Origin of the sequence: Yoonia sp., from assembly GCF_036770585.1 — a bacterium.
In the GTDB taxonomy this organism is placed as follows: domain Bacteria; phylum Pseudomonadota; class Alphaproteobacteria; order Rhodobacterales; family Rhodobacteraceae; genus Yoonia.
Genome location: NZ_DAIPIW010000016.1, coordinates 1,655 through 20,452, shown reverse-complemented (window position 1 = coordinate 20,452; position 18,798 = coordinate 1,655). Strand labels below are relative to the sequence as shown.

The window sequence follows — 18,798 nt, the reverse complement described above, 5'->3', positions numbered from 1 at the left end:
GCGGTCGCTTTCGACGGGGCTTTCGGGGAGGCGCGGCACATTGCCTGCCGCCATTTGCGAGACGGCAAGTCTGACCATCCAGCCTGACACCTGTGGCCCGATGACGCGCGCGGCCAGGTCATAGACCGGATCAGGCGCGATTGCGACAACGACCTGTGCCGCCCGCATCTGGCGCAGGCCCTCGGGATAGGTGCGGCCCAGGGTGCTGCCCAGACGGGTGGCCTCGGTTGTGGTGGCGGGGACGAAGGCGACCCAGCCGATGACAAGGATCAGCCCGCCCATGACCGCAGCGCGGACCCCGTGATAGGCAAAGCGCAAGGTAAGCGGCAGTCTCATGACGCCGCGCCTTTGCATGGAGGTGGCGGTTCAGCCGCCACGCACCGTGTCGATCATGCGCTGGACATTGTCGGGGTCCGCATCCGGTGTGATCCCGTGCCCGAGGTTGAAGATATGCGCACCCCCCGCCAGCGCGTCGCAGATGCGGCGGGTTTCATCGACCAGCGCCTGCCCGCCCGTGACCATATGGGACGAGGCAAGGTTGCCCTGCACGCAGCCGTCTTTCTGCACATGTTCCGCCACCCATGCCGCATCGACACCATCATCGACGGCGACGCAATCGGCACCGGTCGCCGCGTGGACTCCGGCATATTTCGTCCCCGCCCCGCGCGGAAAGGCGATGACGGGGATGCCGGGGTGCTTTTCCTTCAGCGCCGCCGTGATCCGCTGCATCGGCTTGATCGAGAATGCGGTGAAATCGTCGCCTTCCAGCGACCCCGCCCAGCTGTCGAAGAGCTTGACACATTCTGCCCCGGCCTCGATCTGGGCCGAGAGATAGGCAATCGTGCCTTCGGTCAGCCGGTTGATGATGCCTTCGAAGACGGGCCGGTTCTCGGCCTTGAGGGCATGGGCCGGCCCCTGATCGGGCGTGCCTTGCCCTGCAATCATGTAGGTGGCGACGGTCCAGGGCGCGCCTGCGAAACCGATCAGCGTGGTTTCCTTGGGCAGTTCCCGCGACAGGATCCGCACGGTTTCATAGACGGGGTTCAGGGTCTCGTGGATCGCCTCGATCGGTTTCAGCCTGGCCAGTTCGTCGGCGCTGGTGATCGTCGAGAGGCGCGGACCTTCGCCGGTGACGAACCACAGGTCCGCCCCCATTGCCTGCGGCAACAGCAGGATATCGGCAAAGAGGATCGCCGCGTCGAAACCGTAGCGGCGGATCGGTTGCAGCGTCACCTCGGCGGCCAGTTCGGGGTTGTAGCACAGCGACAGGAAATCCCCCGCCTGACCGCGCGTCGCGCGGTATTCCGGCAGGTAACGGCCTGCTTGGCGCATCATCCAGATGGGCGGGGTGGCAAGGGTCTCGCCCGCGAGGGCCCGGAGGATTGTCTTTTGCGCCATGTCAGTTCCTTTAACGTCGCGTCCCTCGTCCCAACTGCTGGCAAAGTTGTCAAGGGAGTTGTCAGTTTCGGTTGACACGTCTAACAATCGCGCATGACGATTTCGCTTCCTTCCCCCGCCTCACCCTTCAACATCGGCACCCGTGGATCCCCGCTGGCACTGGCCCAGGCGCATGAGACGCGCGCGCGGCTGATGGCCGCCTTCGATCTGCCGGAAGAGGCCTTTGCCATCTGCATCATCAAGGTGACGGGCGACGCCATTCAGGACCGCCCGCTGAAAGAGATCGGCGGCAAGGGCCTGTTCACCCGCGAGATCGAAGAGGCGCTGCTGGATGGGTCCATCGACATCGCGGTGCATTCGATGAAGGACATGCCGGTGGAACAGCCCAAGGGGTTGCTGCTGGACACATACCTTCCGCGTGAGGACGTGCGTGATGCCTTCGTGTCCCTGACCGCCAAGGGTCTTTCCGATCTGGCGCAGGGCGCGACCGTCGGCACATCGTCCTTGCGGCGGCGGTCGCAACTGCTGGCGCGGCGGCCTGATCTGAACGTGGTGGAATTTCGCGGCAACGTGCAGACCCGCCTGCGCAAACTGGACGAGGGCGTGGCCGAGGCGACGTTTCTCGCCATGGCGGGGCTGAACCGGTTGCATATGGTGGATGTGCCGCGCACGGCGATCTCGCCGGATGAGATGCTGCCCGCGGTCGCACAAGGCGCCATCGGGATCGAACGGCGCGGCGATGATACGCGCGCGGCCGAGATGCTGGCGGCGATCCATCACGGCCCCACAGGGCAGAGGCTGGCCGCCGAGCGCAGCTTTCTGGCGCATCTGGACGGCTCTTGCGAGACACCCATCGGCGGGCTGGCGGAACTGGACGGCGGGTCGCTGCGGCTGCGGGGGGAAATCCTGCGGACGGACGGGACAGCGGTTTACAGCGACGATGTGACGGGTGCAGTCGAGGACGGCGCCGAGATGGGACGGGTCATGGCGGAAAGGCTGTTGGCACAGGCGGGGCCGGGGTTTTTTTGAGGGGGACGGTCGCCCATGGCGGACAGTTTTGTGACATCTTGTCTGTCTTGAAGACCAAATTTTGATGCTTACCTTATAGAAAGACGACCGAGTGGCGTCTGCGCCGTGATCCCTGTCCGGGCTTTGAAAGGACTGGAATCGGATGGCCGCGACGCGTATAGGCTTAAGACATGCGGATTCAGGTGAATAAATATCCTCAGCTACGCACTTTGTGCTGGAATCGCCCCGACGATGCTGTCGTGGACGGTCCAGAGGCGCTTGGCCTTTATGAGAATAATTGGCGTCTGATTGATCCCGAAGGCTTTGACCCTCAGGAAGCAAAGCTGCTTGCAGGTCTTGTTGCCCGGTTCGGCAACGGCGTATTCATGCCTGCCTGAAATGCAGTTTGAAGAGGTCTACTTCAAACGACGGCATCACCAAGTCATCCTGAACGTCCTCCGATCTCTTGATGGGGATCTGATGGAGAAAGCAAAGTGCTACTTTGGCGGTGGCACCGCTATTGTGCTTTCTCTTGATGAATATCGCGAAAGTGTGGATATCGATTTTCTTTGCGCAGACCAAGAAGGCTATCGCAACCTTCGGACAGCGCTTGCAGGAAAACCGAACCTCGACCCCATCCTCAGACCGGCGACAGCCCTTGAATGCGTCCGTGAGGTGAGATCAGATCAATATGGTCTTCGCACGATCGTCCGCAGCCAAGGCGTCAACATTAGGTTTGAGATCGTCCGCGAAGCGCGCACCGAACTGCGTGGTGTGATCGATCCTCGTTACGGGCTGCCCGTTTTGGACCGCCCCTACATGTATGCAGAAAAGCTGTTGGCCAATTCTGACCGATGGTACGCGCCTGACGTTGCGAGCCGAGACATAATAGACCTATCGGTGATGATCTCGCGATGGGGTGATGTGCCTGGCAAGGCATGGGACGTCGCGCAGGCGGCCTATGGGACCAAGGTGCGCGAGGATTTTGACAAGGCGGTGGAGAAGATACGACATCCCGAATATCTGGAAAGCTGCGCAAGCAAATTGCAGATTGCACCAGATACTGTCGAAGAAATACGTGCGATCCATGGGGCGCCATATCCGCGCAAGCCGTCACCGTTCGACTAGTGGCCAAAGCCTATCAACCATGTTTCCTGTGGTGATTGGACGCTTTTGGTGACTGGCGCAAGTATTACAAATACCGGATAGCCCCCCCTCAAACCCCCGGAATGACCTTCCCCGGGTTCAGTATCCCCTGCGGATCCAGTGCCCGTTTCACGGCCCGCATCGCCTCTAGCGCCACGGGGTCTTTGCGACGGCGCATCGTTTCCAGCTTGGACACCCCGATCCCGTGTTCGGCGCTGAATGAGCCGCCGAGGTCCTGCACCACGTCCTCGACCGCTTCGGTCAGGGCGTCCATCACGGCGGGGTCGTTGCGGCTGACATAGCTGGTGTGGTGGATGTTGCCGTCGCCGAGGTGCGCGACGAGGACCTCGGTCGCGTCGGGGTCGATGGCCTTGATGCGCGGGGTCAGGCGCCGTTCGAAGGCGGCGATCTTGTCCAGCGGCAGGCAGACGTCGGTATTCACGAAGGTGCCACCGAAAAAGGCGACCTCGCCCGCGTCCTCGCGCCGTTTCCACATCTCGCGGCGTTGCCCCTCGTTCTGGGCGATCGCGGCGTCCAGCACCGTTCCATCCTCCAGCATCGCGCCGAGCGTGTCTTCCAGAAGCCGCGTCACCGGCAGGCTGCCGTCCGCGTTCGGCACCGCGTCGCGGGCGAGGGTGGCGGCGATCTCGACCATGATGTTGACGTCATGGGCCTGATCAAAGGGCGCGGGGGCGTCGGGGAAAAGCGCGCGGTGTTTGTCGATATAGCTGCGCGGCATGTATTCGAACGCCTCGACCCCGCCGCCGGTTTCGTCCTGCAGTTTGTGCAGCAGCGACAGCGCATTGTCGAGGCTGGCGACGGCGACCATGGCGGTGGCATAGGCGCGGGGTTTGGGTTTCAGCTTCAGCACGGCGGCGGTGATGATGCCCAGCGTGCCCTCGGCCCCGATCATCAGGTTGCGCAGATCGAGGCCGGAGTTGTCCTTGTGCAGCGCGCTCATCAGGTTCATCACGCGCCCGTCCGCCAGCACGACCTCCAGCCCGAGGCACAGCCCCCGCGTGCTGCCATAGCGCACCACGTTGATCCCGCCTGCATTGGTCGAAAGCAGCCCCCCGATCATGGCCGAGCCCTTGGCCCCCAGCGTCAGCGGGAAGATGAGGTCATGGGCGGCTGCGGCCTCGTGCAGGTTGGACAGGATCACGCCGGCACCCACGGTCGCGGTGCGGGCGGCGGGGTTGATCTGCGTGATCTGGTTGAGCCGTTCGACGGACAACATCAACGCCCCGTCCGCCATCGTCGCCCCGGTCAGCCCCGTGCGGCCGGATGCGGGGACAACGGGGGTTTTCGTTGCATTGGCGATTTGCAGGATGGCCGAAACCTCGGCCGTATTTGCGGGCTTCACCACCGCCAGCGGCGACGAGGTATAGCCGCCCGTCCAGTCCTTGCCATAGGGGGCGGCGTCCTTGCCGGTCAGGATGCGGTCTGCGCCGATGGCTGCGGCGATCTGGTCGATGACGGTCATGGCTCCCCCCGATTGTTCTGGCGGGACGCTAGCGCGTTCTTCGACTTTCGGAAAGTGGTGGTGGCGTGGGGGAGATTTGAACTCCCGCACTCAGGGTGGCTTGGCGAAGCCAAACGCCCGTCAGTCGGGATCGTGTCGTGGTGGTGGCGTGGGGGAGATTTGAACTCCCGACCTAACGATTATGAGTCGTTCGCTCTAACCAACTGAGCTACCGCGCCGGACCACGAGCGTCCGATTACGCAATGCCGCCAGAGGTGTCAAACCGATTCTGGCGGCATGTCGTGAGAAACGGAACCGCGATCAGTCATAGCGCAACTCGGTCGCCTTGCCGCGGAAGATGAAGTAGGACAGCACGGTGTAGCCCATGATCGTCGGCAGCACGATGCAGGTGCCGATCAGGATGATGAACAGGCTCTCGGGGGCGCTGGCGGCCTCGTAGATGGTGATCTGTTCGGGCACCACGTAGGGATAAAAGCTGTAGGCCATCCCCCCGAAGGCCATGACCCACAGGGCTGTCGCGGCGGCGAAGGGCAGCCATGACCGGCGGTCTTCGGCAAAGGGCATCCTTTGCAGCATCGCCCAGAGGGCATAGACCAGCAGGGCCGACACGATGGGCAGGGGCGACAGATAGAGCGCCTCGGGCCAGCTGAACCATTTGTCGAAGATGCGCGCGCTGACGAAGGGTGTCGCCGCCGAGATCGCGCCGATCCCCAGCACCAGCCCCCAGATACCGCCCTTGGCCCATGCGACCGCCTTGATCTGCAAGGCATCGGACGTCTTGTGGATGACCCATGTCGCCCCGATGAAACTGTAACCGACAGTCAGGAAAACGGCGGTCAAAAGGCCGAAGGCCACGTTCATCCATGTCCATTCCAGACCCATCACATACATCCCCAGCATGAACCCTTGGCTGAGCGAGGTCATCAGCGATCCCGCAAAGAAGGCGTTGTTCCACAGCCGCTTGTGCGGGGTGGGTGCCTTGGCGCGGAACTCGAAAGCGACGCCGCGCAGGATCAGCCCGATCAGCATGATCGCGACGGGCAGATAGAGGGCCGTCAGGATTTCCCCGTGGGCCGAGGGGAAGGCTACCAGCAGCAGACCCACGGCCAGCACCAGCCATGTCTCGTTGGCGTCCCAGAAGGGGCCGATCGAGGCGATCATGCGGTCTTTCTCGGCCTCCTCGGCGAAGGGAAACAGCACCCCCACGCCAAGGTCGAACCCGTCGAGGACGACGTAGATCAGGATCGACGCGCCCATCAGCGCCGCAAAGACGAAGGGCAGCCAGATCGTCGGATCACCGAAAAGATACATCTGCGTTACTCCGCTGGGACGGCCTTGGGGGCCGCTTTGGTGGATGGTGGCACGGGCGAGCCGATCGCCTCGCCCTTGGAGGCTTTGCGGGCCAGATAGAAGATCACGAAGATATAGGCGGCCAGCAGGGCGGCATAGACCAGCAGATAGGCGATCAGGGTGGACAGGACCATCGGCGCGGGCACATCGGCGACGGCCTCTTTCGTGGTCATGACACCCTGCACCAGCCATGGCTGGCGCCCGATCTCGGTCGTGTACCAGCCTGCCAGCGTGGCCAGCCAGCCGCTGAAGCTCATGCCGACGAGGGCGTAGAGCATCGGCTTGGGCAGCCCCTCGACGCCGCCGCGCGTCTTGCGCAGCATCATCCCCGAGGCGGCCCAGCTGATCAGCAGCATCAGAAGGCCGGTGCCGACCATCACGCGGAAGGACCAGAAGACGGGATTGACGGGCGGGTGCAGCACGGTGCCGTCCTCGGCGACGAAGTCGTTCAGACCCTGCACTTCGCCGTTCCAGTCATGCGTCAGGATGAAAGAGGCAAGATTGGGGATGCCGATCTCGAACCGGTTCTCGCGGGCGTCCTCATCCGGCAGCGCAAAGAGGATCAGCGGCACACCGGTATCGGTTTCCCAGTTGCCTTCCATCGCGGCGACCTTGGCGGGCTGATATTCCTTCGTGTTCAGGCCATGCAGGTCACCAAGCAGAATCTGCACGGGGATCAGCAGGGCCGCCGCATAGACTGCGGTTTTCAGCGCCACACGGACGCCTTCGGTCCGGCCGCCGATCAGCCAGCGGAAGGCGCTGACACCGGCAATCAGGAAGCTGACCGTCAGGAAGCTTGCCAGCACCATATGGGTAAAGCGGTAGGGCATCGAGGGGTTGAAGATGATCGCCCACCAATCGGTCGCATGAGCGACACCGTCGATCATCTCGAAGCCTTGCGGCGTGTGCATCCACGAGTTCAGAACGATGATCCAGAAGGCCGACATCAGCGTCCCGAAGGCCACAAGGAAGGTCGCCAGCGTATGCACCCAGTTGGGCACGCGGCTGAACCCGAACAGCATGATGCCAAGGAACACCGCCTCGAGAAAGAAGGCGGTCATGATCTCATAGGCCAGAAGCGGGCCTGCGATATTGCCGACCTTTTCCATGAAGCCGGGCCAGTTGGTGCCGAACTGGAACGACATCGTGATGCCGGACACCACACCCAAGGCAAAGGACAGCGCGAAAATCTTGACCCAGAAGCGGTAGGCCTCCATCCAGCGCATTTCGCCGGTGGCGTTGTAGCGCAGCTTGAAGAACAACAGCACCCATCCCAGCGCGATGGTGATCGTCGGGAAAAGGATGTGAAACGAAATATTGGCCGCAAACTGGATGCGGGACAGGATGAAGGTATCGAGTTCCATAACTTACCTCGGGAAAGACGATTGTCCGTTAATCCGTAGATAGGGCAATGCCCATCAAGGTCACCCTACCTGCGACAGCAGGGCGCGGGTGAACCTGCGGACGGTGCCATGGCCTTTGGAAACGGGGCCAAGGTGCCGCAGGACTAGCTTGCGAATGTCCAGGTGGTTGTTTGCCGGTAAGGGCTGTCGGGTGCCGTCTTGATCGACGGAAAATGCCGGTTGACGGGCGCATCGGGCCAGTGCTGAGCCTCGATCGCCAGCGCCTCGTAGGTGGCGCGCCCGGGTCTTTGCGCCTTGCGTCCGTCATAGACCTGAATGCCGGGGCAGGTGGTGGCGACTGTCATGCTGACACCGCTTCGCCCGGTCAGGCGCAGCACGTCGCGCAGCGGTTCGTTCTTGTCGGACAGGCAGAAGTTGTTGTCGAAATGGGGGGAACCCACGGTGATCCTGCGCGCCTGCCGGAAATCCATGTCGGTGCCGTCGACGGGGACGATTTCACCGGTTGGATAGTCGTCTTCGGTCGTGGGCAGGTAATGGTCGGCCGCGATCCACAGGCTGTGCCCGTCATAGCGATCCGTGCCGTCGAGGTTCCAATAGCTGTGGTTGGCGAAATTCATCAGGGTGGTGGCGTCGGTCGTTCCCGTCACCTCGAGCCGCAGCGTGGCGGGGGCCTCGACCGTGTAGCGGGCGGTGACCTGGCGGTTGCCGGGCAGGCCGCACATCCCGTCGGGCAGGGTCAGCGTCAGGGTCACGCTGTCATCGGTGGCCTCACTGACGTCCCAGACCTGCAAATGCGTCCCTTGCGCCCCTGAATGCAGGTGGATGCGCCCATGCTCATTGCGTTCAAGCTCGTAGTCCATCCCGTCGATCCGCGCGCGGGCCGTGCTGATGCGGTTCGCGACCGGGCCGATCAGCGCGCCGTGGTGGCGCATATCGGTTTCGTAGTCCGACAATCGGTCGGACCCGAGCGTCAGGCTGCGGTCCACGCCCGCTAGCCGGACGTCCTGCACCACCGCGCCCCAGGTCAGAAGGCGCACCGTCAGATCGCCTGCGGTCAGGGTCAGGCGATGGACGGTCTGGCCCTTTGCGGTGGTTCCGAAAACCTCCACTAGCGGTCCTCCCAATGCACGCCTGCAGGCGGGATCTGCGTGCCGTTCCATGTCAGCGGGTGCGGGGCGTAGTTGAAGACGAAACGATGTGTCGCGGTGTCGCGGATGCGCAGACCGTCAGGCAAGTCATGCACGCCAAGCCCCTGTGCGGTCGCCACATCGCGGATGATCCGGTCGAAGGTCGCGGGATCGGGCCAGCCGGCAAGATAACGTAGATGCGGCCCGCCCATGATGGCGGGCAGCCCGGATGCCGTCTGTTCGAGCACCTCTGCCCCGCCTTCGAGGTGCTCGAACCAGTGCAGGAACTGCCCGCCGTTTGCCAAGGGAATGGCGTCGTCGGGCGGCATGCTTTCGGTCAGGGCGACGGTGATGTCGAGGTCCGGCAGGTCCGGGCCCATGGGTGTCGGGATGCTCAGCTCTTCCGTCTTGGTATCGGTGCGCGGGCCGAGCAGAGCGATGCCGTCAAAGCGCGCAAGGGCGGCGCGCAGAGTGTCGCTCAGCCGCAGGATGCCGGGGGCGAGGACCAGTTTGTATCCCTGAAGGTCCGCGGTATCGGGCGGCAGGATATCCACGTTCAGCCCCGCCCGCCGCAATGCGCCGTAAGCGGCGAAGGCAAGGCGGAACATCTCGAAGTCCTTGCCTTGCGGCTGCGCGTCCCAGGCCCAGGCGCTGTCGTAATCGAAGATCAGCGCGGCGTCGGCGCGGGCGGTGCCGACATCCGGCAGCGCCGCAATTTCATCGGCGACCTGCCGCGCCTCGGCGAGGGCGGGGGCAGGGGCGCTGTCGGGACGCAGCAGTCCTGCGTGCATCTGCTCCTGTGCGAAGGGCGCCTGCCGCCAGCGGAAGTAGCAGACGGTTTCCGCGCCATGGGCGAAGGCCTCCCATGCCCAGAGGCGGGCCATGCCGGGCAGGGGCGCGGGGTTATAGGGGGCCCAGTTCACCGGGCCGGGCTGCTGTTCCATCACCCAAAGCCGCCCCTTGCCGACCGCGCGGTAAAGGTCGTGGTGAAAGGCCTGCATGTCGGGGTGGCCCTGCCGCAGGAAAGCCTGCTTGAATGCGGGCGTGCCTTCCAGCCGGTCGGACAGAAAGCCGATCGGGTAACTGTCCCAAGAGGCGATATCGAGGTCCGCGCCGACCTTCCAATGATCGAAGCTTGTGATCCGCCCCATGTAGTTGTGGATTAGCGGCGCGTCTGTGTGGCGGCGCAATTCCTCCGCCTGCACCTTGTTGAAGGCCACCACCTGATCCGAGCTGTAGCGGCGGAAGGCCAGTTGGTGCGGGTGGTTGGGTTCGGTCACGGTAAGGTTGGGCAGGTCGATCTGGTCGAAGCTGTCGTATTCCATCGACCAGAAGACATTGCCCCAGGCGCGGTTCAGCGCATCGGTGCTTTGGTATGTCTGCGCCAGCCAGTCCTGAAACCCGGCGCGCGCGGCAGCGGAATAGCTGAGGGTCGTGTCGTGGCAGTCGTATTCATTGTCGATCTGCCATGCGGCGATATGCGGGTTCTTGCCATAACGCGCACCCATGATCCGCGCGATGCGGCGACATTCGTCGCGGTAGGGCAGATAGCTGAAATCGTAATGCCGGCGTGAGCCGAATTTGCGCGGGCGGCCCATCGCATCGACGGCCAGCATCTCGGGGTGCTTGTCCAGCATCCAGCGCGGCGGTGTCGCGGTCGGCGTGCCGAGGATGATCTTGAGGCCAGCCGATCCCAGAACATCGATCGCGCGGTCCAGCCAGTCCCATGTGAAATGGCCCGGGGCGGGTTCCATCCGGGCCCAGCCAAACTCGCCGATGCGGACCCACGCAAGGCCGGTTTCCACCATGCGGGCGGCGTCCTTGGCCCATTGGTCCTCGGGCCAGTGTTCGGGGTAATAGCAAACGCCGAGTGTGCGTTTCATGGTGGTCCTTTGAGTATTTGTCAGCAAAGCGAGGCGGGGTGTCACAGAATGACCCGGTGTTCCGCCTGTCCGGTATAGGGGGTTTTGACCGCGAAGGTCCTGCCCTCTTCGGGGCCTTTGAGACCGATTGCGGCGGATGTGCAATAGAGCGTTTTCAGGTCAGCGCCACCGAAGGCCGGACAGGAGGTCTGTGCTGCAGCGAAGCTGAAGCTTTCGACGGGATTGCCCGCAGGGTCATAGACCGCCACGCGTCCTGCGCCCCATTGCGCGTTCCACAGATTGCCTGCCGCATCGACAACCGCGCCGTCGGGGCGGAAATCCGTGCCGCGCAGGTCGATGTGCAGCGCGGGTTCACCCTTGGGCCAGCCCTCGGCATCCAGTGCCACGCGCAGGATCATCTGGGTCGGCGTGTCGGTGAAATAGGCGGTGGCCCCGTCGGGGGCAAAGCAGATCGCGTTGGAGATGGTGATGGGCGCGAAAAGCTGGCGCAACTCTCCCTTGTAGAAGCGATAGATCGCGCCTGCCCCGGGGTCGGCGTGGATTCCCATCGTTCCGATCCAGAAGCCACCCCGAGGGTCGGCGCGCCCGTCGTTGGACCGGGTGACGGGGTTGTCGGCTTCCAGCGGGCAAACCGGTTCATGGGTGCCCATGGAAATGCTGAAGCGGTGCAGGCCCTTGGCCGAGGCCACCAGCAAGGTGTCTTCATCGACCCAGCCCGCGGCGCTGACGAAATCCTCGAACGGCCAAAGGCGGTCTTTCGTCCGCAGCTGTCTGTTCAGGATGTCGAACCAGAAAAGCTCGCCCCGCAGGGGATGCCAGAGCGGGCCTTCGCCCAGTTTGCATTGCGTGTCGTCATAGATCATGGGCTTGCGGCCTTGTCATAGGCGGCGACGATCTCGCGGGCGCGGGCGGTGACCTGATCGACGGACAGACCCGCCTTGTAGAGCGCCGAGCCGATCCCGAAGCCGTCCGCGCTGGCGGCCATCCATTCAGCGAAATTATCGGCCCCCGCGCCACCCACCGCATAGACCTGCGTGCCCTGCGGCAGGACCGCGCGGATCGCCTTGATGCCGTCGGGACCAAGCAGGCTGGCCGGAAAGATCTTCAGCCCGTCCGCCCCCGCCTTGAGGGCGGCGAAACATTCGGTCGGGGTCATCACGCCGGGCCAGCTTTGCATGCCGGCGGTCTTGGTGGCGACGATCACGCGCTGGTCGCAGTTGGGCGAGACCACCAGCCTGCCACCCACTTGCGCGACGCGGCCCACGTCCTCGACCGAAAGAACCGTCCCTGCACCGATCAGCGCGCGGTCGCCGCAGGCATCCACTATGGACTTGATGCTGGCGAAGGGATCGGGCGAGTTCAGCGGCACCTCGATCTTCGTGATGCCCGCGTCGATCAGGGCCTCGGCGATGGGGACGGCCTCGGGCGGGGTGATCCCGCGCAGGATGGCGATCAGGGGGCGGTCCATCGGTCTATCCTTTCAGGCGGCGATAGGCGGCGGTCAGCCCCGCCAGCGTTGCCGCATTGGCGTTCACTTGTGTAGCGGGCGCGGATTGCGCGGCAAGGGCGCGGACATAATGCCCCGAAAGCGTGCCGTCGCCAATCACCGCGATCTGCTGGCCCAGCCAATAGGGCTTGGCCCCCGCAAGTTCGGCCCCGATCAGAAGGCCGGAGAGTTGCGCCCGTGCGGTCTGCCCCGTCATGCCGTTCAAGAGCCCCTCGGCCCGCAGCGAGAACAGCCTTGCGGCAAGACGCTCGGGCCGGGCCATGGCGGTTTCGATGCCGGTGAGAAAGGCCGTTTCGTCCCAGCCGTCACCGGCGGCGACGGTATGGCGCAGGACCGTCTGGGTGCTGGTGACGTGGTAAAGCTCGCCCGTCATGTAGGTCTGGAAGCTGATGACCTCGCCTGCGCTGACGTGGACCCATTTGGTATGGGTGCCGGGCAGGCAGATCACGCCGTCCCAGTTCTTGTTGAGCGCAAGGAAGCCCGCGATCTGGGTTTCCTCGCCGCGCATCACATCGGCGGGCGCGGGTTGTTTGATGCCCGCGATCACATGGACCGAGAGCCGGGGGTCCTGCGTCGGCGCGCGGGTCAGCCCCTCGGGCAGGGCGGGGCATGGTGTGGCGGCATAGGGTGCCTCGACCCAGCCCTGACGCGAGCCGACCATGCCGCAGGCGACAATGGTCGTCGGGCCGACCAGCCAAGGGCCGATGGTGTCCAGCAAGGCGGCCTCGAACTGGTCGCGGGCAAGGCTGCCCATGCCCTTGTCCGAACATGCCTCGGCCAGCACGCTTCCCGAGGCCGACATGGCCCATGCGCGCATGTTCGTCGTGCCCCAGTCAACGGCAATCCAGGAAGGTGTGGTCGTCGCGCTCATCCTGTTCGTGTCACCCCTGCGTCTATGACCATGGTCTGTCCTGTCATCATGGCCGCGCTGCCCGACGCCAGAAAGAGCGTACCGCCGACCATGTCATCGGGCGTCATGAAGCGTTTGAGGCACTGTTTTTCGAGAAAGGCGGCCTTGCTTTCAGGCGTGGCCCACTTGGTTTCCTGCTTTTCGGTGAAGACCCAACCGGGTGCGATCGCATTCACGCGGATGCCCTTCGGCCCCCATTCGCGGGCAAGGGCGCTGGTCATGCCGGCAATGCCTGCATTGGCGCTGACGTAGGGCACCATGCCGGCGGCGCCCATCAGATAGGTGATCGAGGAATAATTGATGATCGCGCCGCCATCCGCCATCAGCGCGGCGGCTTTCCGGCAGGCAAAGAAGTAGGCCTTGAAGTTGACCGCCTGCTGGGCGTCCCAGATCTCGGGTGTGATCTCCATGGCGTCATAGCGCATGTCGTTGGCGGCATTGTTGACCAGCACATGCAAGCCGCCGTGGGTTTCGGCGGCCTGATCCATTGCCGTCTCGAGCGCTGCGGTATCGGTGATGTCGCAGCGGATGAAGAGCGGGGCCACCCCGTATTCGGCGGCCATCGCAGCGACAAAGCCAGAGGCATCGGACCGACCGACAAAGGCGACCTTCGCACCTTGGGCCAGAAAGCCCTTGGTCAGCGCGGCGCCGATCCCGTTGCCGCCGCCGGTGATGAAGACGGATTTGCCTGCAAGGTCATGAAAGGTCGCGGTCATAGCCTTTGCCCTTCCACAACCCACATCCGTTCGGGGAATGACCATGGCAAGGTGATGCCGTGGTTCATGAGGTATGCCCCCGAGAGCTTTAGCGCCTCGGTCTTCAGCGCCGTTGTCCCGCGGGACAGGCGATGCAGGGTGTTCCGGTTGGCGAGTGTGATCCGGTAGGTCGCCTGCGGATCAAGGCCGGTCAGGCGCAGCGGGCGGGGCGAAATCTGGGTGCTGGTCGCGGCCTTGCCTGCGAAGACAACGAAGCGGTCCTTGTCGCGGGCCAGTTGCTGTTCTGCGAGCACGGCGGGATCGGCGCTGTCGAGCCGCAGAATATCGGCACCGCACATCCAGTCACGGTTGGCTTTCCACCAAGCCGTCACCTCTTTCAGGGTGGCGGTCTCGGTTTCGTCAAGTTCGCGGGGGTCCATCTCGAAGCCCATGTGCCGTTGGGCGGCGACCCATGCGCGGAATGACATATCCAGCACGCGCCCCGAGGTGTGGCAATGGCGCGGACCGACATGGCTGCCGGTGACGGCCATCGGCAGAAACAGGGCCGCATCGTGCTGGATGCGCAGCCGTTCCAGCGCGTCGTTGCTGTCGGACAGCCAGACCCGCTGCGTGCGCTGCATGATCCCGAAGTCGATGCGTCCGCCGCCCGAGGCGCAGCTTTCGATCTCGACCATCGGGAAGTCGGTGCGCAAGCGGTCCAGCAGCGCGTAAGAGCCGCGCGTCTGCGCCGCATCGGGCATCGGCAGCACGCGGTTGTGGTCCCATTTGATATAGTCGATGGGGTAGTCCCGCAGGATCGCCGACATCCGGTCGTAAAGGTAGTCGCGCACCTCGGGCAGGGCCATGTTCAGCGCCTTTTGCTGGCGGCCGAGCGTCTGGTCCTCGCTGCCCAGCACCCAGTCGGGGTGGGCGCGGTGGATGTCGCTGTCTTCATTGATCATCTCGGGTTCGAACCAGATGCCGAAACTCATGCCGAGCCGGTGCACATGGTCGATCAGCGGATGCAGCCCGTCGGGGTATTTGCGCGCATCGACGGTCCAGTCCGACAGGCTGCGCGTGTCGTCGTCACGTTGCCCGAACCAGCCGTCATCCAGCACGAACCTCTCGGCCCCCAAGGCGGCGGCGCGGTTGGCGATATCCTGCAGCACGGGGATCTTGTGATCGAAATAGACCGCTTCCCAGCAGTTGTAGTGCACGGGGCGCGGGCTGTCCGGTTTGGGCCAGGTCACGATCCGGTCGCGCAGGTGGCGCTGAAAGGCGGTCGCACAGCCGTTCAACCCGCTGTCCGAGTAGGTGATGTAAAGCGGCGCGGTTTCGAACCGTGTCGCGGGTGCGGTTTCCATCCGCGCGGCGTGGCCCCATTGGATCTGGCGGCGGCCGTCGGGCAGTTCCTCGGCGATCATGCGATGCCCGCCGGACCAGCCGTAGTGAAAGGCGTAGGCCTCGCCTTGGGTATTGGTCGCACCCCGGCAGGGAACGATCAGGCCGGGGAAATGTTCGTGTCCCGTCCGGCCCGTCCGGTTCTCGCGGTAGCGCATGCCGGCTGACCAGGCTGTTCGGTTGGTCTGGAACTCGCCGATCCAGCGGCCTGCGAAATCGATCATCTCGTCCGCGTGCTGGGGGGCGGGCAGGACCGGGGCCGCCAGCCAGTGCAGATGCACGGGGCGCGTGGCATCCAGCGCCGTCCGGCAGGTGATCATATGCGTGTCGGGATCGATGGCGAAGCTGAAGGTCAGCGTCAGCCCGTTGGCGGCATCGCTGTAGATCAGCGCAAGCGCGGCGTCCTGGCTGTGCGACTGGTAGCAGAACTTCGGCAAAAGCGGGGTGCCATCACTGTCGCGCAGGATCAGCCCCGGTTGCCCCGGAAAGCTGCGCGTCGCCTCGGGGCAGAGCGACAGGTCGGGGTTTTCATCCAGCATCCCGCCGGTGACGTCGATCGCGTGGGCGGCATGAAGGGTGTCGAGGTCCTCGCCATCAGGCAGTCTGGCGCCCCAATAGACCACCTGCGGCAGGCGGTCGCCCTTGGCCGCCAGCACAAGCGTCTGGCGGGCGTCGTCGATACGGAAGTGTCGGCTCATGACGTTACTTGACGGCTCCGAGGGTCAGGCCCGCGATGAAGTGTTTCTGCATCAGGAAGAACATCAGCACCGGCGGCAGGGCGGCCACGATCGAGCCTGCGCTCATCAGGTGGTAGGCCGCGCGGAACTGCGAGTTGAAGGCGGTGATGCCTGCGGTCACCGGCTGCGAATCCGGGCCTTGGGTCAGCACGACGGCCCAGAAGTAATCGTTCCAGATGAAGGTGAAGATCAGCACCGACAGGGCGGCAAGGGCCGGTTTCATCAAGGGCAGCACGACAAAGAGGAAGATGCGCCATTCCGAGATGCCCTCGACCCGGGCCGCCTCGATCAGGGGGAAGGGCAGGGCGCGGATGAAGTTGCGCATGAAGAGCGTGCAGAACCCCGTCTGGAAGGCGATATGGAACAGCACCAGCCCCAGCTTGGTGTCGTAAAGGTTCATGCTGACGGTCAGGTCGCGCACCGGCACCATCAGGATCTGGAACGGCACGAAGTTGCCCGCGATGAACATGAAGAAGATCGGCAGGTTGGATTTGAACTTGTAGATGCCCAGCGCGAAGCCCGCCATGCAGGACAGCGCGACCGCGCCGATCACGGTTGGAATGGTGATCATCAGCGAGTTGAACAGATAGCGGGGCATGTCCGAATTGAAGAAGACCTGACCGTAGTTGGCGAAGGCCTCGAAACTGCCGGGCAGGCCCCAGTAGTTGCCGCTGACGAAATCCGACTCGGGCTTGATCGAGAAATTGGCCACGGCGATCAGCGGCAAAAGCCAGACGATCAGCGCGAAGGGCAGCAGCGCCTGATAGGAAATTTGCCACGCGCGCGAGGTTTTTTCGATAGGTGTCGGAAACATCAGCGGGCCGCCTTTTCGTCACGGTACATCGAATAGAGGAAGTAGGTGATGAAGCCGAGCATGATGAAGAACAGCACCACGGCGATGGCCGCGCCATAACCCATGCGGAAGCCGAATTCCGAAAGGGATTCCTCGAACATGTAGAACGACAGCACCCGCGTGGACCCGAATGGTCCGCCGTTGGTCATCACGCTGATCAGGTCGAAGGACCGCAGCGCGCCGATGATCGTCACCACGAAGGCGATGAAAGTCGCAGGCTTCAGCTGCGGCAGGATCACATACCAGAGCATCCTCCAGCCCTTGGCACCGTCCAGCCGTGCGGCCTCGACCTGTTCGGGATCGACGGCGTTCAGGCCGGTCAGGTAAAGGATCATGCAATAGGCCGTCTGCGGCCAAAGACCCGCCGCGATGATGCCGTAGGTCGCAAGCGTCGGATCCCCGAGGATATTCACCGGACCCGCGCCGAAGAACCCCAGGATCGCGTTCAACAGGCCCTCGCGCGGCAGGTAGAACCACGAGAAGACCAGACCGACGACGACCTGGCTGATCACGAAGGGGAAGAAGAACATCGACTTGTAGAACCGGATGCCGGTCACCGTCTGGTTCAGGAATAGGGCAATGAACAGCCCCGCCGGAATCGCAAGCAGGTAAAGCACCAGCCATTTGAGGTTGTTCCAGAAAGACGTCTCGAACTTGCGATCGATGTTCTGGTCGCCCCAGCCCAGCAGACGTTCGTAGTTGGCCGTGCCGACCCATGTCTTCTCGCCCAGGCCGTCCCATTCGTGAAAGGAAATCCAGAAGGACTGGCCGATGGGGATGATCACATAGACCGAGAAGAACAGGATCGCGGGCGCAAGGAACAGCCAGGGCGTGATGGCGATCTCGTTGCGCTTGTACCAGCCACGCTGTGGCGGTGCGGTGTCAGGAAAGGCCGGAGCGGCTGTCATGGCGGTTCTCCTGCGGGGTCAACACATGTGAAAACCGCAAGGACGGTTCGCAGATGGGTTGCTGTGGTGGGGTGAACCCCGCCCTCAAGAAAGGGGCGGGGCAGCAGAAAGCGGGGTTTCCCCCGCTGTCCAACTTATTGATAGATCCGCTGACGTGTCTCTTCGAGACGCTCGAGGATGTCGTCGAGGTTGTCCGGGAAGACCATGAACTCTTGCAGGCCTTCCATGCCGACAGATGCCATTTCGGCGCTGAAGTCACGGTCGAAGAACTGCATGATGCCGCCCTGTGCATTGTTGGACAGCATGTCAAAGCCCTGAGCGAGGAACTTGTCGTCGTCGATCGAGGCATTGGCGTTCACGGGCAACTGGCCCAGAGCATCGCCTGCGTTGATCTTGGTCTGGACGTCAGGCGAGGTGACGAAGCGCAGGAACTCTTTCGCGGCTTCGACGTTCTGTGCACCGGATGCGATGTGGAACGTGTCGGTCGGCGCGTCTTCCGCAAAGTCGACATCGGGGTTGATGACGGGGAACTGGTAGAAGTCCAGTTGGTCATCGGTCAGGCCGCCATCACGCATCGCGGCGACCGCGAAGTTGCCCATCAGATAGGCCGCGGCTTCGCCATTGACCATGAAGGGCAGGGCTTCCTGCCAGCTGTAGGTCTGGTGATCGTCGATGAAAGCGCCCATGTCGATCAGCTGACGCCAGTTGTCGAAAGTGGCGCGGACGCGTGGGTCTGTCCACTCGACTTCGCCGCTGGCAAGCTGGATGTGGAAGTCATAGCCGTTAGTGCGGCTATTGATGTAGTCGAACCAGCCGCCGGCAGTCCACAGGAACTTGGTGCCGATGGTGTAGCACTTGATGCCGTTGTCCAGCAGCGTCTGGCAGTTGGCCAGCTCTTCTTCCCATGTGGCAGGCTCGCTCAGGCCGAACTGGTCGAAGATGTCTTTGCGGTAGTAGACGCCCCACTGGTAGTAGGTATAGGGCACGCCCCACTGGGCACCGTCGAGGGTCATCGCGCCGCGGGTCGA

18 protein-coding genes and 1 tRNA gene are annotated in these 18,798 nt (G+C 63.6%); 3 read left to right on the top strand and 16 right to left on the bottom strand.

Annotated elements, in window-relative coordinates:
- Positions 1 to 336, bottom strand: a 336-nt coding sequence (locus tag V7N12_RS04815; protein ID WP_333713072.1) for a hypothetical protein, incomplete at its 3' end; no start/stop codon positions are given.
- A gap of 30 nt (positions 337 to 366) precedes the next feature.
- Positions 367 to 1,398: a uroporphyrinogen decarboxylase gene (gene hemE, locus V7N12_RS04810; protein ID WP_333713070.1), complete on the bottom strand. Its 1,032-nt coding sequence runs from the start codon at positions 1,396 to 1,398 to the stop codon at positions 367 to 369.
- 93 nt (positions 1,399 to 1,491) lie between these two features.
- On the opposite strand from hemE, the gene hemC reads away from it, so the two are divergent.
- The 3 genes from hemC (at position 1,492) to V7N12_RS04795 (ending at position 3,534) form a co-directional block, all read left to right on the top strand.
- Complete coding sequence (gene hemC, locus V7N12_RS04805) at positions 1,492 to 2,427, top strand: hydroxymethylbilane synthase (protein ID WP_333713068.1); 936 nt, start codon at positions 1,492 to 1,494, stop codon at positions 2,425 to 2,427.
- A gap of 170 nt (positions 2,428 to 2,597) precedes the next feature.
- The gene (locus V7N12_RS04800) at positions 2,598 to 2,804 is read left to right on the top strand and encodes a hypothetical protein (protein WP_333713067.1); all 207 of its coding nucleotides are present in this window, start codon (positions 2,598 to 2,600) and stop codon (positions 2,802 to 2,804) included.
- Between the two features lies 1 nt (position 2,805).
- Entirely contained in the window at positions 2,806 to 3,534 is a 729-nt protein-coding gene (locus V7N12_RS04795) for a nucleotidyl transferase AbiEii/AbiGii toxin family protein (RefSeq protein WP_333713065.1), read from the top strand.
- An 88-nt stretch (positions 3,535 to 3,622) separates the two neighbouring features.
- Here V7N12_RS04795 and V7N12_RS04790 read toward each other — a convergent pair whose 3' ends face one another.
- The 14 genes from V7N12_RS04790 to V7N12_RS04725 all read right to left on the bottom strand — a co-directional run.
- Complete coding sequence (locus V7N12_RS04790) at positions 3,623 to 5,035, bottom strand: FAD-binding oxidoreductase (protein WP_333713063.1); 1,413 nt, start codon at positions 5,033 to 5,035, stop codon at positions 3,623 to 3,625.
- Positions 5,036 to 5,176: 141 nt separating this feature from the next.
- Positions 5,177 to 5,253: transfer RNA gene (locus V7N12_RS04785), tRNA-Met, on the bottom strand.
- Between the two features lie 82 nt (positions 5,254 to 5,335).
- Positions 5,336 to 6,346: a cytochrome d ubiquinol oxidase subunit II gene (locus V7N12_RS04780; protein WP_333713061.1), complete on the bottom strand. Its 1,011-nt coding sequence runs from the start codon at positions 6,344 to 6,346 to the stop codon at positions 5,336 to 5,338.
- 5 nt (positions 6,347 to 6,351) lie between these two features.
- A complete protein-coding gene (locus V7N12_RS04775) occupies positions 6,352 to 7,749 on the bottom strand; it encodes a cytochrome ubiquinol oxidase subunit I (protein ID WP_333713059.1) in 1,398 nt (465 codons plus the stop codon).
- 143 nt (positions 7,750 to 7,892) lie between these two features.
- A complete protein-coding gene (locus V7N12_RS04770; RefSeq protein WP_333713057.1) occupies positions 7,893 to 8,858 on the bottom strand; it encodes an aldose epimerase family protein in 966 nt (321 codons plus the stop codon).
- A complete protein-coding gene (locus V7N12_RS04765; protein WP_333713055.1) occupies positions 8,858 to 10,759 on the bottom strand; it encodes a beta-galactosidase in 1,902 nt (633 codons plus the stop codon). Before V7N12_RS04765 ends, V7N12_RS04770 begins: the two co-directional genes overlap by 1 nt.
- Before the next feature lie 41 nt (positions 10,760 to 10,800).
- Positions 10,801 to 11,622: an SMP-30/gluconolactonase/LRE family protein gene (locus tag V7N12_RS04760; protein WP_333713053.1), complete on the bottom strand. Its 822-nt coding sequence runs from the start codon at positions 11,620 to 11,622 to the stop codon at positions 10,801 to 10,803.
- Complete coding sequence (locus V7N12_RS04755; RefSeq protein WP_333713052.1) at positions 11,619 to 12,227, bottom strand: 2-dehydro-3-deoxy-6-phosphogalactonate aldolase; 609 nt, start codon at positions 12,225 to 12,227, stop codon at positions 11,619 to 11,621. Before V7N12_RS04755 ends, V7N12_RS04760 begins: the two co-directional genes overlap by 4 nt.
- 4 nt (positions 12,228 to 12,231) lie before the next feature.
- Positions 12,232 to 13,137 (bottom strand): 2-dehydro-3-deoxygalactonokinase, encoded by a 906-nt coding sequence (locus tag V7N12_RS04750; protein ID WP_333713051.1) that lies wholly within the window; start codon positions 13,135 to 13,137, stop codon positions 12,232 to 12,234.
- The gene (locus V7N12_RS04745) at positions 13,134 to 13,892 is read right to left on the bottom strand and encodes an SDR family NAD(P)-dependent oxidoreductase (RefSeq protein ID WP_333713049.1); all 759 of its coding nucleotides are present in this window, start codon (positions 13,890 to 13,892) and stop codon (positions 13,134 to 13,136) included. The genes V7N12_RS04750 and V7N12_RS04745 overlap by 4 nt, the downstream gene beginning before the upstream one ends.
- Complete coding sequence (locus V7N12_RS04740) at positions 13,889 to 15,970, bottom strand: alpha-galactosidase (RefSeq protein WP_333713047.1); 2,082 nt, start codon at positions 15,968 to 15,970, stop codon at positions 13,889 to 13,891. The genes V7N12_RS04745 and V7N12_RS04740 overlap by 4 nt, the downstream gene beginning before the upstream one ends.
- A gap of 4 nt (positions 15,971 to 15,974) precedes the next feature.
- Complete coding sequence (locus tag V7N12_RS04735) at positions 15,975 to 16,823, bottom strand: carbohydrate ABC transporter permease (protein WP_333713046.1); 849 nt, start codon at positions 16,821 to 16,823, stop codon at positions 15,975 to 15,977.
- The gene (locus V7N12_RS04730) at positions 16,823 to 17,770 is read right to left on the bottom strand and encodes a carbohydrate ABC transporter permease (RefSeq protein ID WP_333713044.1); all 948 of its coding nucleotides are present in this window, start codon (positions 17,768 to 17,770) and stop codon (positions 16,823 to 16,825) included. Before V7N12_RS04730 ends, V7N12_RS04735 begins: the two co-directional genes overlap by 1 nt.
- A 134-nt stretch (positions 17,771 to 17,904) precedes the next feature.
- The coding region (locus V7N12_RS04725; protein ID WP_333713043.1) for an ABC transporter substrate-binding protein at positions 17,905 to 18,798 on the bottom strand (894 nt) is incomplete at its 5' end.

Bases quoted from the DNA above. Each gene is read 5' to 3' on its own strand.
- hemE (WP_333713070.1), bottom strand. From the start codon at position 1,398: ATGGCGCAAAAGACAATCCTCCGGGCCCTCGCGGGCGAGACCCTTGCC.
- hemC (WP_333713068.1), top strand. From the start codon at position 1,492: ATGACGATTTCGCTTCCTTCCCCCGCCTCACCCTTCAACATCGGCACC.
- V7N12_RS04800 (WP_333713067.1), top strand. From the start codon at position 2,598: ATGCGGATTCAGGTGAATAAATATCCTCAGCTACGCACTTTGTGCTGG.
- V7N12_RS04795 (WP_333713065.1), top strand. From the start codon at position 2,806: ATGCAGTTTGAAGAGGTCTACTTCAAACGACGGCATCACCAAGTCATC.
- V7N12_RS04790 (WP_333713063.1), bottom strand. From the start codon at position 5,035: ATGACCGTCATCGACCAGATCGCCGCAGCCATCGGCGCAGACCGCATC.
- V7N12_RS04780 (WP_333713061.1), bottom strand. From the start codon at position 6,346: ATGTATCTTTTCGGTGATCCGACGATCTGGCTGCCCTTCGTCTTTGCG.
- V7N12_RS04775 (WP_333713059.1), bottom strand. From the start codon at position 7,749: ATGGAACTCGATACCTTCATCCTGTCCCGCATCCAGTTTGCGGCCAAT.
- V7N12_RS04765 (WP_333713055.1), bottom strand. From the start codon at position 10,759: ATGAAACGCACACTCGGCGTTTGCTATTACCCCGAACACTGGCCCGAG.
- V7N12_RS04760 (WP_333713053.1), bottom strand. From the start codon at position 11,622: ATGATCTATGACGACACGCAATGCAAACTGGGCGAAGGCCCGCTCTGG.
- V7N12_RS04755 (WP_333713052.1), bottom strand. From the start codon at position 12,227: ATGGACCGCCCCCTGATCGCCATCCTGCGCGGGATCACCCCGCCCGAG.
- V7N12_RS04750 (WP_333713051.1), bottom strand. From the start codon at position 13,137: ATGAGCGCGACGACCACACCTTCCTGGATTGCCGTTGACTGGGGCACG.
- V7N12_RS04745 (WP_333713049.1), bottom strand. From the start codon at position 13,892: ATGACCGCGACCTTTCATGACCTTGCAGGCAAATCCGTCTTCATCACC.
- V7N12_RS04740 (WP_333713047.1), bottom strand. From the start codon at position 15,970: ATGAGCCGACACTTCCGTATCGACGACGCCCGCCAGACGCTTGTGCTG.
- V7N12_RS04735 (WP_333713046.1), bottom strand. From the start codon at position 16,823: ATGTTTCCGACACCTATCGAAAAAACCTCGCGCGCGTGGCAAATTTCC.
- V7N12_RS04730 (WP_333713044.1), bottom strand. From the start codon at position 17,770: ATGACAGCCGCTCCGGCCTTTCCTGACACCGCACCGCCACAGCGTGGC.